Source organism: Cupriavidus sp. GW822-FHT03E04, from assembly GCF_058801495.1.
On the sequence record NZ_JBXANI010000002.1, the window covers coordinates 13,086 to 28,844 of the forward strand.

10 protein-coding genes are annotated in these 15,759 nt (G+C 68.4%); 5 read left to right on the top strand and 5 right to left on the bottom strand.

Going from position 1 to position 15,759, the window contains the following annotated elements; genetic code table 11:
- Positions 1–9 precede the first annotated feature (9 nt).
- Positions 10–936: a LysR family transcriptional regulator gene (locus tag AC1RQC_RS02215; protein WP_492809201.1), complete on the top strand. Its 927-nt coding sequence runs from the start codon at positions 10–12 to the stop codon at positions 934–936.
- On the opposite strand, the gene pbpC is transcribed toward AC1RQC_RS02215, so the two are convergent.
- The 4 genes from pbpC to AC1RQC_RS02235 form a co-directional block, all read right to left on the bottom strand.
- Positions 937–3,132: a penicillin-binding protein 1C gene (gene pbpC / locus AC1RQC_RS02220; RefSeq protein ID WP_492882366.1), complete on the bottom strand. Its 2,196-nt coding sequence runs from the start codon at positions 3,130–3,132 to the stop codon at positions 937–939.
- A complete protein-coding gene (locus AC1RQC_RS02225; RefSeq protein WP_441635822.1) occupies positions 3,129–3,830 on the bottom strand; it encodes a lysoplasmalogenase in 702 nt (233 codons plus the stop codon). The genes pbpC and AC1RQC_RS02225 overlap by 4 nt, the downstream gene beginning before the upstream one ends.
- Complete coding sequence (locus AC1RQC_RS02230; protein ID WP_492882490.1) at positions 3,827–9,835, bottom strand: alpha-2-macroglobulin family protein; 6,009 nt, start codon at positions 9,833–9,835, stop codon at positions 3,827–3,829. Before AC1RQC_RS02230 ends, AC1RQC_RS02225 begins: the two co-directional genes overlap by 4 nt.
- A 109-nt stretch (positions 9,836–9,944) precedes the next feature.
- Entirely contained in the window at positions 9,945–10,424 is a 480-nt protein-coding gene (locus AC1RQC_RS02235) for an Lrp/AsnC family transcriptional regulator (protein WP_150987569.1), read from the bottom strand.
- 289 nt (positions 10,425–10,713) lie between these two features.
- Between AC1RQC_RS02235 and phhA the strand changes: the two genes are divergently transcribed.
- From phhA to AC1RQC_RS02255, 4 genes are all read left to right on the top strand, one after another.
- The gene (gene phhA / locus AC1RQC_RS02240; protein WP_441635869.1) at positions 10,714–11,646 is read left to right on the top strand and encodes a phenylalanine 4-monooxygenase; all 933 of its coding nucleotides are present in this window, start codon (positions 10,714–10,716) and stop codon (positions 11,644–11,646) included.
- 156 nt (positions 11,647–11,802) lie between these two features.
- Complete coding sequence (locus tag AC1RQC_RS02245; RefSeq protein WP_253929198.1) at positions 11,803–12,120, top strand: 4a-hydroxytetrahydrobiopterin dehydratase; 318 nt, start codon at positions 11,803–11,805, stop codon at positions 12,118–12,120.
- Positions 12,121–12,264: 144 nt separating this feature from the next.
- A complete protein-coding gene (locus AC1RQC_RS02250; RefSeq protein WP_043350877.1) occupies positions 12,265–12,969 on the top strand; it encodes a response regulator transcription factor in 705 nt (234 codons plus the stop codon).
- Positions 12,970–12,994: 25 nt separating this feature from the next.
- Positions 12,995–14,614: a sensor histidine kinase gene (locus AC1RQC_RS02255; protein ID WP_492882367.1), complete on the top strand. Its 1,620-nt coding sequence runs from the start codon at positions 12,995–12,997 to the stop codon at positions 14,612–14,614.
- 46 nt (positions 14,615–14,660) lie between these two features.
- Here AC1RQC_RS02255 and AC1RQC_RS02260 read toward each other — a convergent pair whose 3' ends face one another.
- Positions 14,661–15,218, bottom strand: a complete 558-nt coding sequence (locus AC1RQC_RS02260) for an SET domain-containing protein (RefSeq protein ID WP_492375431.1) — start codon at positions 15,216–15,218, stop codon at positions 14,661–14,663.
- Positions 15,219–15,759: the final 541 nt, after the last annotated feature.

The following is a 15,759-nucleotide window of genomic DNA, read 5'->3' on the forward strand; positions in this document are numbered from 1 at the left end:
CGCCGCACCATGAAGCCTGACGTCTCCCTTGACCCCGACCTGCTGCCCGCCATGGCCGCCTTCGTCCGCGTGGCGCGCCTGGGCAGCTTCACCGCCGCCGCCGCCGCGCTGGCGGTCAGCCCATCGGCCATCTCGCAGACCATCCGCCAGCTTGAGCAGCGCCTGGGCGTACGCTTGCTGCAACGGACCACGCGCCGGGTCGGCCTGTCCGAAGCCGGCGCCGCGCTGCTGGCCCGCGTGGAGCCCGCGCTGACGGAGATCGGGGCCGCGGCCGACGACGCGCGCCAGCAGCGCGAAATGCCCGCCGGCACGTTGCGCATCACCACCTCATACTCGGCTGCGGCCACCGCGCTGCAACCGGTGCTGGTGGAGTTCATGCGGCTCTATCCGTCGATCTGCGTCGACGTGGCCGTCGACGACCGCTTTACCGACCTGATCGCGGAGGGCTTCGATGCAGGCCTGCGCCTGGGAGAAGCACTGCAGCGCGATATGGTGGCGATTCCCATCACCGGCCCGATGCGCATGGTGGTGGCCGGCACGCCGGACTACTTCGCGCGCCATGGCGAGCCCAAGCTGCCGCGCGACCTGCAGGCGCATGCCTGCCTGCACTACCGCTTCGGCCCCGCGGGCCAGGTCTATCGCTGGGAGTTCATGCACGCCGCGCGCCAGGCCACGGTCGATACCGGCGTCGCGCTGATCGCCAATGACAAGGCCCTGCTGCACCAGGCAGCGCTCGCCGGGCTCGGCCTGCTTTACGAGTTCGAGGCCTTGCTGCACGCGCCTCTCGCCTCGGGCCAGCTGGTCACGGTGCTGGACGACTGGCTGCCGCCGTTCGATGGCTTCTACCTCTACTACCCGGGCCGCCTGCTGATGCCGGCCAAGCTGCGCGTGTTCGTCGACTTCCTCAAGGCGCGCGCACCGCTCGCGCCAGCGTAATCAGCGGCGCGGCGCCTTGGCTACGGCGCCGCGCACTTCGATACCGATACGGTCAACCACCTTGCCCGCGGCATCCAGCAACTCCACTTCGTGCCGGCCCGGCCAGGGCAGCCAGGAGAGCTGGCCGCCGCGCCCCAGCGGCTTGCCGTCGATGCGCCAGCTCACGCGTCGCGCGGTCTGTCCGCTGACGCCCTCGGCATGGAACCAGACGCGCTGCGCCGCCGGCGGGATATCGGGATCGAGCGCGAACACGGTGCCGTCGGCAGGGCTGGCGATGGCAGTGACGCGATCCTTGGTGGCACGCACGCTATCCGCGCTGGCAATGTTGACAACGCGCATGGCGGTACCCGCGAGGAAGACCTCATCGCGCGCGGGCTCGAGATCATCGGCGAAGCGCAACGGCACACGCTCCACGCCGGCGGGCATGGCCGGCGCCACGCTCGGCACCGAGCGGTGCAGCGCCTCCATGATCTCGTGCCACACCGGCGCGGCGCCGGACACACCCGAGACCTCATGCATGCTTGCGCCGCTGGCGTTTCCCACCCACACGCCAACCGTGTAGCGCTGCGACCAGCCCACGCACCAGTTGTCGCGCATGTCCTTCGACGTGCCCGTCTTGACCGCGGTCCAGAAGCGCGTGGTCAGCGGGCTGTCCAGGCCAAACGTGCGCGCCCGCGCGTGGCGATCCGACAGCACGTCGGCAACCAGATAGCTTGCCGCAGGCGACATCACCGCGCGCACGGTCACTGGCGGTGCATCGGCGCGCAGCCGCACGCCCGCAAAACGCCCACCGTTGGCGAAGGCGCGATAGGCATTGGTAAGCGCGACCAGCGGCACATCGGCGCTGCCCAGCGCAAGGCTGTAGCCGTAGTAATCGCCGGCCTGCGCCAGCGGCAAGCCGAGCGCGGTCAGCCGCTGGTGAAAGCGATACGGCGTGACCATCACCAGCGTGCGCACCGCGGGCACGTTCAACGACGACGCCAGCGCGGCCCGCATGCTCACCCAGCCCGCATACTGCCGGTCATAGTTCTGCGGCACATAGAGACCCCCGCCGCCGCCCGTGGGCAGGTTGACAGGCCGGTCGTCCAGCAGCGATGCCGTGGTCAGCCGCCGTGCCTCCAGCGCCTGCTCATAGAGAAACGGCTTGAGCGTGGATCCGGCCTGGCGCGGCGCGGCCGCGTGGTCGACCTGCGCGGCCGCCGACAACGCGCCAGACGAACCCACATAGGCCAGCACGTCGCCACTCGCGTTGTCGATCACCACCACGGCGCCGTCTTCCACATTGCGCCCGGCAAGCTCGCGCAGATGTCGATCCAGGCTCGCCGTGGCGATGCGTTGCAGGCCGGCATCGAGCGTGGACGTGATGGTGGCAGGCACCGGGCCGGCGACGCGGGCTTGCGATACCAGTAAGCGCGCCAGATGCGGCGCGAGGTTCTGCGTCGATGCTGAGCCCGCGCTGCTGCCGCTGCTGCGCAGCAGCGCCAGTTGCGCGAAGCCGTCCAGCCCATCGCATGCCTTGGGCAATTGCTGCTCGCGCAGGATGCCGCACGCGCGCTGCGCCACCTGCGGCGCACGCGCGTTGGGCGCACGCACCAGCGCCACCGCCAGCGCCGCCTCGCGTGCATCGAGGCCGCTCGGATACTTGCCGAACAGCGCCTGCGACAGCGCGGACAGGCCGACCAGCTCGCCGCGAAACGGCACCAGGTTGAGATACGCCTCGAGGATCTGGTCCTTGCTCCAGTTGCGCTCCAGTGCCGTCGCGCGCATGGCCTGCGCCATCTTCTGGCTCACGCTGCGGCCGCTGTCGGCACGCCGCAGGTCCTCGTCGAGCAACCCAGCAAGCTGCATGGTCAGGGTGGAAGCGCCGCGTGTGCGCGTGTTCCACAGGTTGGCCCACGCGGCGGCGGCGACGCCCTGCCAGTCCACGCCGCTGTGCGCATAGAAGCGGCGGTCCTCCGACAGCACGATAGCGGTGCGCACCGCGGGCGATATCTCCGCCAGCGTGACCCAATCGCCGCGGCGCGCACGGAAATCGTCGCGCACGCGGGACAGGGTTTCGCCATGGCGGTCGAGCACCACCACATCCGCGCTGCGCCAGCCGGCGCGCACGCTGTCGAAGGATGCAAGCGCAAGCGCAGGCGCAGGCGCGCAGGCCAAGCAGGCCATCACGGCTACCGCGCGCAGGCCCGCGTTCATTTGTCCCGCCCGGCCGCCACGCCGGCCACCAGCAGCACCTGCGCGGCCGCGTAGGTCCACCAGATGCCGAGCGCAAAGGTATCGAATGGCACGAGGAACCGCGCGGTGCCGAGCAAGCCGTCGGACACGGCAAAGCACAGCGCACCGATTGCCGCCAGCGGCGTCGGCAGTTTCGCCAGCAACGCGGCGCAGGCCATCGCCGCGAGCGCGCCGACATAGACCGAGACCGGCACCGCCAACGTGCCCAGATTGGGCCAGAAGCGCGCGAGCATCACGCCGGCCGCGCCCACGACCACACCGCAAGCAATCAGGCGATGCGCGCGCCCGTCGCCCGCCATGGGCACGAACAAGCCGAGGTAAGCGAAGTGCGCGATCAGGAAAGCCCCAAGGCCGCCGATGAAGGAGAACGAGAGCCACGGCATCGCCAACAGAAAGTCCCCCAGCGCGGAGAACAGCAGCGCCGCCATCAGCCAGCGCCGCTCGCGGCGCAAGGGATGGAAGTGCGCGGCGCGTACCAGCAGCAGCGCCATGGCAGTCTTCCACAAAGGCTGGAAGGCGATCTGCCCGTTCAACGGCGCGCCGGGCGGCGAGTCCATCGCGACGGTGACCAGCAGGCCGCCGTAGACCAGGCCGGCCATGGTGCCGGCCAGCCACCACTCGCGCACCCGCGCGGGCATCATCATTGCAAGCCAGCTCAAGGGCGTGCTCCTACGGTCAGTCTGGCATTGGGTTGCGCGCCGAATACATCCGGCGCGTACATCGCCTCGACCCGGGTGGGCGGCAAAGCGAACTCGCCGGCATTGTTCAGGCGCACGGTGTATTCCACCGTGGCACTGCCGCGCGGCATGTAGGCGTAATACTCACGGAAGGCCTGCGGCGTGCGCTCGGTGAACGCAGGCCATGCACCCTTGCGCCGCTCGCCGCGCGTGGCGATCTCCGAGTCGCGCCCGAGGCCGCTGCCGAGGATGGTGGCGCCGGCGGGCACCGGGTCGCTCACCACCACCCAGGTCATGTCGGCCTGCGCATCGATCTCCAGCTTCACGCGATACGTGTCGCCGCGCGACCACTTGCCGGCCACCGCCTGCTCCACCGCCGTCACGCTGCGCGTGATGCGGTAGCCCGCCGAGAGCGGCGCGGCCAGCGGCACCGCCGCCAGCGCGCGCACCGTGGCCCAGGGTTTGCCGGCGCCTTGCTGCACGGCCTGCAGCGTGGCGGACTCGCCCGCGCGTGGCCACGGCAGGCTGATGCTGCCGCTTGCCACGCCATCCACCTTCCCGGCGCGCGCCCAGTCGAAGCTGCGCGATGCATCGGGCACCCCCTCCAGCGTCACGCGCGTGGCGCCCGACACCGGCGTCTTCTCGAAGGCTTGCGCAAAGCGCGTGATCGCCAGCGAGCCCCAGGCGTTGGCCGTGGTCGTGCCCCAGGCGCCGCGCATCTGCCGGCCGAGCAAGCCGGTAGCGAGTTGCGCGCTTTCGTCCTTCCAGCCGGGCAGGTCGAGCGACAAGGCCAGCAGGCGCGCGGCGTTGAGATCGCCGCCGCTCATCAGCCACCACCAGTTGTCGTCGCGCTCGGTGGAAAACGCCAGCCGCGTGCCTTGCACGGTCAGCCGCGAGCGCAGGATCTGCTGCGCTTGCGCCAGGCGCTCGTCGCGCTGCGGGATATCCTGCACGCGCGACAGCACGGCAATCCAGTCGAGCAGCGCGGAGGTGGGCCACTGCGCCGGCAGGATCTGGATCGAACCCAGCATGCGCGCCTGCGCGTGCCCGCTGCGCGAGAGCGCCTCTAGCGCGGCCAGCTTGCGCACTTCCAGATCCTGCGTCGGTGCCCAGCGTTCGCGCTTGATGCGGCCTTCGATGAACGCGGCCAATCCGCTTTCCATGCGGGCCCGCGTTTCGTCGGGCAGGCGCAGCGGCAGCCCCGCGCGCACGGCTTCGTCGGACACCGCCAGCAGGTAGGCGGTCAGCACCTCGCTGCCGGCGTTGCCGTCGTTTTGCAGCGGGAAATACGAGGCCAGCCCGTCGTTGTCGAGATAGCCGGGCAGTTGCGTAGTCAGTGCATTCCACTGCGCCGCATCGCCCAGCCCGATCGCGCGCGAGGCACGCTGCTCCAGGCACGAGAACGGATAGTTGCGGAACCACTCGCGCACGCCCGGCATGCCGCCTGCCAGCGAGGCTTGCAGGTTCACCTGCAGGCCACCGCGAGGCTGGCCCGCGCCATCGGCCAGCGCGCCCTGCGGTGCGCGTACCGGCACCGACAGGTTTGGCGCGAGCTGCGCCAACGTGGCTTGCTGCACGGTGAGCGGCACCGCCGGCACCAGTTGCTGCGAGAGCTTGACGCGGTCGCTGGCGCCGCCCGTCTTGCCGGCCTCGGTCGCTTCCACCTCCCACTGCACCATGCCGTCCTGGGCCGACGAGCCCGCCGGCAACAGCGGCGCGGCCGCATCCCAGCCGACCTCGCGCGATTCGCCCGCGGGAATCTCCACTGTCTGCGCGGCCAGCGCCTGCGGCTGCGCGGATTGTCCCGGCGGGCTCACACGCGCCACGGCCTGCACCGTCATCGCGCGCTGCGTGGTATTGCGCAGCGTAAACATGGCGCGATAGCGGTCTTCCTCGCGCACCAGCGGCGGCAGTCCCGAGATCAGCTGCAGGTCCTGCGTGGCAGCAATGGTGGCGCTGCCGTTGCCGAAGCGGCCCACGCCCAGGTCGGCCACGGCCACAATGCGGAATCGCGTGAGCGAATCGTTGAGCGGCACCGTCAGCGTGGCGCGCCCTTCGCCGTCGAGCTGCACGCGCGGATTCCACAGCAGCAAGGTATCGAACAGCTCGCGGGTCGGGCTCTTGCCGCCGCCGCCGCCCGCCGGCACGGCCTTGCGGCCATAGTGGCGCCGGCCGATGATTTCCATCTGCGCGGTGGCGGTCTCCACGCCATAGCTGCGCCGGCGCAGCATGGCGTCGAGCAGATCCCAGCTCGTGTTCGGCATCAGCTCCAGCAGGGCTTCATCCACCGCGGCAAGCGCGACTTCGCCATTGGCGGCAGGCTTGCCGTCGGGCAGCTTCACCTGCACCGCTACCTGCGCCTTTCCGCGCACGGGGTAGCTCGTCTTGTCGGGCGTCACCTTCACGTCGAGCTTGTAGCCCTCGTTGCCCACGCGGATCTCCGCCAGCCCGAGGCGGAATGCCGGCTTGGACAGGTCCACCAGCGCGCTCGGCGCGGCGTACTCGCGGCCCTCGCTGCGAAACGCCTGCCACCACTCGGTTGGCTGGCGCCAGCCCCAGGTGAAGAACGAATACCAGGGCACCTCGCGCAAGCGTCCGCGCAACGCCAGCACCGACACATACACATTGGGGCCCCACTCCGGCCTTACCTTGACCCGCACCGTGGGATCGTGCCCGTTGAGCTCCACCACGCTGGTCTCCAGCACCCCCTCGCGCTCCACCGCCACCAGCGCGGTGGCGTGGCGGAACGGCATGCGCACCTGAAACACGGCGGTCTCGCCCGGCGCGTAGGCCTTCTTTTCGGGCAGCAGATCGATGCGGTCGTTGTTCTCGCCGCCGAACCACAGCTCGCCCTGGCGCGTCACCCAGACCGAGGTGGCGGCCTGCGATACACGTCCCGCGTTATCCCGGGCCTGCGCGATCAGTTCCACCTGTCCGGCCTCGGGCAGCGTCACGTCGCATTGCATGCGGCCTTGCGCATCCGTTCGGCCCTCGCACACGATGCCCAGGTCCTTGTTCTCGTTGCGGTTGTCGTAGCGATAGAAACCGCCCACCACGCGCTTGCGCACCGAGGTGGTGATGCGCACCTGCGCGCGCAGCGAGATCGGCACGTTGGCCTGCGGCCGCCCCTGCGGATCGAGCGCCACGGCATGCACGGGAAGCTTCTGCTTGACCGAGACCCAGCTCTCGGTGCGGATGCCCGCCACCACACCCGCCGGCCACATCGGCACGGTCTGGCGCAGCGTCTGGATCTCGCCATTGGGGTCGGCAAAGCCCGACTCCACCACCAGGTCCTTGGGTGCCTCGAGCCGCGGCATGTTCTTGAGGGTCAGCGTGCCGCCGCCGTTCTTGTCGAGCTTGAGCGGCAGCTTGTCGGCCACCAGCTTCTGCGCGTCGTCGCGCTGCGCATTGCCGTCCTCGCCCTCGTCCTCATCGCCACTGCTGTCCTTTTGCGGCTTGCGCGGCGGGGCGAAGGCATAGCTGTCGTAGTCGGCAAAGCGCACGTACTTGTCGCGCAGCAGCGCCGACACCTGCACCGGCAAGCCTGCCGCGCCGCCACCCGACACGTAGTGCACTTCCAGGTTGAGCGGCACCTCGGGCGGCGCCACCAGCGCCCCGCCGCCGCCGGCCTTGAGCGTGCCCGCCAGCACCGGCAGGCGGAAGGCCTCGACGCGGAAGCTGCCGCTGTCCAGCACACGGTCCTTCGCATCGCTGAACGACACCGTATAGACGCCCAGCTTCGCCGCCGCGGGAATCGCTAACGTGCTTTCGGCGCTGCGCCCACCGGTAGCAGTGCTGCGCCATTGCACCGGCTGCTCGTAAGTCTGGCCACTGCCTTCATGCTGGATGACCAGCTTCTCTGGCAAGGGATCGCCCGCGCCCGGCAATGCGAAGCCATTCGCAGTCTCGGTGCGGATCATGTGCTTCATCGACACGGTCTCGCCGGCACGCAGCAAGGTACGATCGAAGATGGTGTGGACGCGCACGTCCGGCACCGCGCTGGTGTCGGTCGGCACGTTGAAGCGCCAGCTCTCGATGCCCTGGTTCCAGTCGGACATCACGAAGGCCATGTCGGCCTGGCCGCGTGCCTGCGGATGGTCCGCGGCGATGCGTGCCGAAACGAAATAGCCGGACAGCCCGGTGTCGTCGCAACTGCGCTCGCGCACGTCGTCCAGGCCGTTGAAACTCGCCAGCCCGGCGGCATCGGTGCGGCCCGAGGCCAGCAGCTTGCCGCTGCAATCGCGCAGCGCCACCGCGGCGTTGGCCACCGGCTTGCCATCGTCGAGCGTAGTGACCCACGCCAGCGCGGTCATCTTGCCGGGGCCTCGCGCGAGCTTGAAATGCACGCCGAGGTTGGTCACCAGCGCGGCGGTGCGCACGTACATGGGCGCCGGCTTGCCGAGCAGCGCCTCGCCCAGCATCGGCGAAGCGATCTCCACCACATGAAAGCCGGCTTCGGGCAGGGGAATGCCGACCACCTCGAATGGGCGTGGCGCCTTGCCGCCCGGCTCAACCAGTTGCGGAATGGCGAGCTTGCGCGCACCGGCCACGCCATCGAGCAGCGAGATGGAGCGGGTCTCGATGGAAGGCGCATTGCGCGGGTTGTTGACCGCGGACGGCGAGCGGCCGGCGAGAATGGCATCAAGCTCGCCGCGCGTCCAGCTGCCTTCGTGCAGCCGGCGAACCAGCCCGTACCAGCGCAGTACCGCGCCATCGTCGTCCACCTTCAGGCGGCGTACCGTGCCGGCTTGCGCGCGCACGCCTTGCACCGGCAGGTCGGCCTCGACATTGCGCAGCGTCACCGGCAGCAGCGCCGGATAGTCGGCCGCTGGCTTGCCCTTGGGCAGCTCGCCAAAACGCTCGAGCACGCCGAACGGCGCGGCCGAGAATTTCGCCAGCGGCGGCATCGCGGCCATGCCCACCTTGAGCGGGAAGAGCTCGGCATTGGACAGCACGCGGCCGCTGTCGTCCTTCAGGCCAGCGGGTACAGACAACGTGAACTCGGCCTTCTCGGCAAAGGGTGGCTTGAAGCTGACACTGCTGACGGGCGCGTCGCGCGCCGCTTCCGGCTCGAACTGCGGGGCGCGCGGGCCTTTCGGCGTATTGAGCAGGATATGCTCGGCGTCCTTGCGCGAGATCGGCGCGGAGAACGACAGCGAGATCGGCCGCAATGGCGTGCAGGGCGACTGCGCGCGCTCTCGCTCGCAGGTAAAGCTCGCGGTGAAGGGCTCGCGCACGGTGTAGTCGAAGCGCCGTTCGTCGCGCGTGGCCAGCCCCGAAGGCGTGGCGACGCCGCTGCCCAGCACCAGCTGCATGCGTGCGCCGGACGGCAGGCGCTGCTGGCAGGCCAGCAGGTGGACGGCATCCACCTCGTCGGCCTTCAGCTTCCAGTGCAGCGCGCCCAGCACGGCGTCGCGCTCCTTGCCGGCGACGAGACGCACGGGAATGCGCTCGCCCAGGCCTTGCGCCTGGCACCAGGTGGCGTTGCGCACCGAGTCGGCGGTGGCCGGGCCGTTGAAGCGCAGCGCAAAGACCTGGTCCTCTTCGATCTCACCGCCGCCGGGACGCGCGGAGACCACGGTGGGCCCGCCGGTCTCGAAGCGATACTCCGGCTTGCCGGTGTATGCCTTGCCGGCCTCGCTCTTGAGGCCGGCCGCCATGCGCACCGTGCATTTGATGCCTGGCGGCAGGTCGCGCGCAAAATCGAATGCCCAGTTCTTCGCGTCGATCCAGCGTGCCTGTCCGGTGATCGCGCTGCCTTTGCAGGACACCGTGGCGGGCGGGCTCGCCTGCAGGTCGCCCAGCGGCACCATGGATTCGTCGAAGCGGATCGCCACCTGCCGCACGCGAGCGACCTCGCCCTCCGGCGAGAAGCGGACCACCTGCGCTGCCTGGCCGGAGCCCGGCATCGTCGCCAACACTGCCTGCAGGCAGGCCGCGGCGGCCCACCAGTACCCACGTATCTCACGTCTCTCACGCTTGTCCATCCGCGCGACGATCTGCGTCATCCTGCCCCCTCCCGATTACGGCACCCGGCGAGGGTGACATGCGCCGATGGCAAGCGCAAGCCCGCGCGCGCTGCGAGCGGCCCGCCGGCTAGCGCAAATGCGACAGTGGCAACGGCCCGTCGCGCTTGAGCGCGGTCAGCACGATGTTGGAACGCACGCTTTCCACACCCGGCACGCGCATGAGCTTCTTCATCGTGAATTCAGCCAGCGTCGGCAGGTCGGGCACCATGATGCGCAGCAGGTAGTCGGCCTCGCCCGCCACGGAGTAGCACTCCTGCACTTCTTCCAGCAGCAGGATGTCCTCGCGGAAGCGCTCGACAATGGTGTCGCCGTGATGGGCCAGCTTGACGCTGGTGAACACCAGCACGCCAAGCCCGAGCGATGGCGGCGAGAGCACCACGCGGTAGCCGGTGATCACGCCGTCGGCCTCCAGCCGCGCGAGCCGACGCCCGATCTGGCTGGGTGAGAGATGAATGCGCTCGGCGAGCTGCTGGTGGGTGGAGCGGCCGTCGGTCTGCAACGCCGCCAGCAGCGCGAGGTCGAATGGGTCGAGATTGATCATGGTCATGTCGCTTCGGTCGCTTCGGTCGCCTTGGACACGCTCGACGCGTTAGTCGAGTCGGAATCGCTTCTTGTTGTGCACCAGGCCTGCGGGTAGGAATGCTACCCCGCCGCCGCCTGTCGGCACGCCGATTGTCACTGGCAGCGCACCCGCGCATATTTCCCGCAAACAATACCAAATTTTTGCGTACTTGATGCATCACCTGACGAAACCAAGCCGCTTTTGCGGGCCATTCGCGTCACCTCCTCGCTAAACTGTGCGGTAAATCTGCAGGAGATAAAACATCATGGACGCAATGGCTACCGCCACCCACGCTGGCGACGCCCAGGCCAGCTTTTCCGGCACCCTGACCGACAAGCTCAAGGAACAATTCGACGCCGGCCTGCTGTCCGGCCAGGAATTGCGCCCCGATTTCACCATCGCGCAGCCACTGGACCGCTATACGGACACCGACCACGCGGTGTGGGCCAAGCTCTATGACCGCCAGGCCTCGATGCTGCGCGGCCGCGTCTGCGATGAGTTCCTGCAAGGCCTGTCCACGCTGGGCATGGGGCGCGACCGCGTGCCCAGCTTCGACCAGCTCAACGAAACCCTGATGCGCGCCACTGGCTGGCAGGTGGTGGCGGTGCCCGGCCTGGTGCCGGATGCCGTGTTCTTCGAGCACCTAGCCAACCGCCGCTTTCCCGCCAGCTGGTGGATGCGCAAGCCCGAGCAGCTCGATTACCTGCAGGAGCCCGACTGCTTCCACGATGTGTTCGGCCATGTGCCGCTGCTGATCAACCCGGTCTTTGCCAACTACATGGAGGCCTACGGCAAGGGCGGGCTCAAGGCCGCCTCGCTGGGCGCGCTCGACATGCTGGCGCGGCTGTACTGGTACACCGTGGAATTCGGCCTGATCCGCACGCCGGAAGGCCTGCGCATCTACGGCGCGGGCATCCTGTCGAGCCAGGGCGAATCGATCTACAGCCTGGACTCGGCCAGCCCCAACCGCATCGGCTTCGATGTGCGGCGCATCATGCGCACGCGCTACCGCATCGACACTTTCCAGAAGACGTACTTCGTGATCGACAGCTTCGATCAACTGTTCGACGCCACCCGCCCCGACTTTGCGCCGCTGTATGAGGAACTGCGCACACAGCCCACGCTGGGCGCGGGCGACGTGGGGCAATCCGACCTCGTGCTCCAGCGCGGCTCGCGCGAAGGCTGGGCCGACAGCGACGACGTCTGACACGCGCTACCCTCGCTACCCGCGCGCGCCCTTTGTGAAACAATGACGGCGTGCCCGCTCCGCCTCCGCCTCAATGCACATCGCAAGGGCCGGGAGGCCGAGCCGGCGGGCCGGCATTGACCCTTGCCAACTTCCTTTTCGACCATCGAGCCCATCATGTCCCCTGCGCCTGTCGTGCCCCTAACGCTTGAAGAACGTGCACCGCTGCTGGCCAGCCTGCCCGGCTGGAGCACCGTCGATGACCGCGATGCGATCCACAAGCGCTTTACCTTTGCCGACTTCAACGCTGCCTTCGCCTTCATGACGCGCGTGGCGCTGGCCGCGGAAAAGGCCGACCACCATCCGGAGTGGTTCAACGTCTACAACCGGGTCGACGTCACCCTGTCCACCCATGACGCCAACGGCCTGACCCGGCGCGACACCGACCTGGCCGCCTTCATGGACCGCGCGGCTGCTTCGCTGGCGAAAGCCTGAGTACGCATGCGGCAAGGCGGGACACGCTGGAGACTGTAGGCAAACCGAAAGCTCGCTGGCGGTCGTGCGCTGTACAATCGGTGGCTGACCGTTTGTAACTTTCGTTACTCTCCCGATCCCTTTCCAGCCTCCCAGCCTGCCACCATGCGTATCCTTCTGATCGAGGACGACCGTCAGATCGCCAGTGGCGTCGAAGCCGGCCTGGCCCAAGCCGGCCATCAGGTGCGCGTGGTGCACGATGGCGTCTACGCCACCGAGCACCTGCTGCGCGAACAACACGACCTGGTGATCCTCGACCTGGGCCTGCCCGGCATCGACGGCATGACCCTGCTGGCGCGCTACCGCGCCCGCAACCGCACCACGCCGGTCATCATCCTGACCGCGCGCGACGAACTCGAAGACAAGCTCTCCGGCCTGAACGCCGGCGCCGACGACTACCTGGTCAAGCCCTTCGCCCTGCCCGAGCTGGAGGCGCGCGTGCGCGTCTTGCTGCGCCGCAGCCAGCACGGCGAGGCCGCGCCCGAGCGCGACGTGCGGCTCGGCCGGCTACGCCTGTCGGGCAACGACCGCCGCATGTTCATCGATGGCAAGCCGCTGGAGCTCTCGCCGCGCGAATTCGCCGTGCTGGAGCTGCTGCTGCAGCGCCAGGGCCGTGTGGTCAGCAAGGCGCAGCTGCAGGACCACCTCGCCACTTTCGCCCATCCCGCAGGGGAAGGCGGCGACACGGTCGGCGATACCGCCATCGAGGTCTACGTGCACCGCGTGCGCAAGAAGCTTGAAGAATGCGACGTGGAGATCGTGACCGTGCGCGGCTTCGGCTACCTGTTGCAGATCCGCGCCGGCACCTGACGCCGCGCCCAGGGAGAAGCCCGCCATGTGGCTGCGCCCACGTCCTACCCAGCCTCCCAAGGCCCTGACCGATGCCACCAGCGGCGCATCCGGCAAAGCCCCAACGGCCGCCGCGACGCCATCCGCACGCTCGGCCTCCACGCAAAGCCTTCGCGTGCACTTGCTGCGCGCGCTGGCCACGCCACTGTTCGCGCTGGTGCTGACCAGCGGCTCGCTCTCCTACTGGCTGGCGGCGCACTACACCACGCAGGTATTCGACCGCGCGCTGTATGGCGTGGCCAACAATATCGCCCAGCAGATCCGCATTGCCGGCCCCCGGCTGGAGCAAGACATCCCGATGATTGCGCAGACGCTGGTCGAGGCCGAAGGCACCGACCGCATCTATTGGCGCATCCACGGCCCCGACGGGCTGATCGGCGGCATGGATACCTGGCTGGGCTACGGCACCGGGCAAACCTCGCTGCACGATGCGCGGCTCTTCTACGCCTGGTTCAGCGGGCGCCAGGTGCGCGCCGTGCGGCTGCCGGTCAACCTGCCCAGCCCAGCCTCGGATGAACTGGCCACCAGCGAGGCCGGGCGCGTCCCGCGCGGGCCCATCGTGGTGGAAGTGGCCGAGCTGCTGGACCGGCGCGAGACCGCCGCCAACGAGATCCTGCTTTCGGTCTCGGTGCCGCTGATCCTGCTGCTGGTGGTAGGCAGCCTGATCCTCTCGCACGTGCTCAAGGAAGAGCTGGTGCCGCTGCAGATCCTTACCGACAAGCTCAATCGCCAGACGGCGCGCTCGCTGGCGCCGCTCGATGAAACCCAGGTGCCGGCCGAAGTGGAGCCGCTGATCCGCGCGCTCAACGCGCTGCTGGCCAGGCTGCGCGATGCGCTGGACGCGCAGCGCAAGTTCATCGCCGATGCCGCGCACCAGCTGCGCACGCCGCTCACCGCCGTCAAGCTGCATGCCGACCGCGCGGTGCAGTCGGTGGATCCCGCAGTGACGGACCACGCGCTGCGTGAGCTGCAATCGGCGGCCGACCGCGCGGTACGCCTGTCCAACCAGCTGCTCTCGCTGGCCCGCGCCGAACCTGGGTTGTCGCTGGAGCGGCTGGGCCCGATCGAGCATTTCGACCTGGCCACGCTGGCCTTCGAGACCGGCGCCGAGTGGGTTCCGCAGGCGCTGGCACGCCAGATCGACCTGGGTTTCGAGACCTTGCCCGGCCCCACCTTTACCGGCACCGCGCCGTCAATGGTGCGCGGCAACCGCCTGCTGCTGCGCGAAGCGCTTAGCAACCTGATCGACAATGCCGTGAAATATGTGCCGCCTGGCGGGCGCATCACCGTGCGCGCCGGCGGCGAGGCGCTCGGCCATCGCGGCATGGCGGTGGTGATGGTGGAAGACAACGGGCCCGGCATTGCGCTGGCGCGCCGCGAGGAAGTCTTCAAGCGCTTCTTCCGCGGCGACCATACGCCGGGGCCCAATGCACCGGCGCAACCGCCCGGCGGCGCGGGCCTGGGGCTGGCGATCGTGCATGAGATCATCGGCCTGCATCAGGGCACCATCCGCATCGAGGATGTGCCCGCCTCCGGGGAGGAGGCCGAGGTGCGCGGCATGCGCTTTGTAATCCGCATCCCGTGCGAGGCCGCGGGGACGGCCTGAGGCAGGACAAGCCGCGAAGCGGCTCGCCCCTCTCTTTTCCAGCGCTCTACCTGGCCTTTTTTTCCTTCGGCGCCAGCATGGTGCCGCGGCATTTCGGGCTGCCGCAACGGCACTCGAACTCCTTCTTGAGCTTCTTGGTGTAGCGCGCGTCGATCACCAGCCCATAGTCATAGAACAGCTCCTCACCGCCGGCGATGTCGCGCAGCGCGTGAATGAACACCCGCCCCTTCTTCTCGCGCGCCTCGCAATTGGGCTCGCAGGCGTGGTTGATCCAGCGCGCGCGGTTGCCGCCGAACTTGGCGTCGATCACGTCGCCGTCTTCCAGGCTGAAGTAAAAGGTATGGTTGGGATCCGCCGGATCATGCGGATGGCGCTTGAGCGCTTCCTTCCAAGAAATGTGCTCGCCCTTGTATTCGATGATGCGCTCGCCCTCGGCAATCGGCGCGTTCGCATAGACGCCCTTGCCATGCACCCCCGAGCGGCGCACTTCAACGCGGTCGGACGCGGTCTTGCGCTTGCCTTCCTTCGGACTCTTGACGCGCTTGGCGTCTTTCGCCTCAGTCTCTTCCTGCTTCAATTCCTCTTGCTTTGCCTGTTCCGCCATGTGCCATCCCGTATAGATCCGCCTGCCTGCCACCCCGCGTGGCTGCGCGCCGCCCGGGCGCGATGGCGATGATACCTGCCCATATTGACCGCGGCATCCCCTTGCCGGCAAATAGCCGTATACGCGCAGCCCGCCTGAACCTGCACACACCGAGCCAGGTATACGACGCACTGGTTTACGGGGAGGCCCATCATCAAAAACAGCCTCAATCAGCGCTTCGGCGTTTACGTATACAACCAAAACCCCGTCGATCGCCTGTGGATAACCCGGCAAAAATCTGGGGATAAAGACATGCAATTCATGTGGGCTGCCTGGGGTTGGCATGGGGATGCATCAGGCATAAGTCGGAGGGTTGCGCCCGACCCCCTCCACCAAAAGGCTAAGTCATCCACGTCCGCCAACACCGGGTCCCACCACTTCTGCTTCTTGCAACACACTGATTTGAAAAGCGTTTACGCGGTTATCCACAGAAAAGGCCGCCGTTTACCTACTACTACTATCTGTATACATTAAAGAAAGAAGTAAACAGAAAGGACTGCGT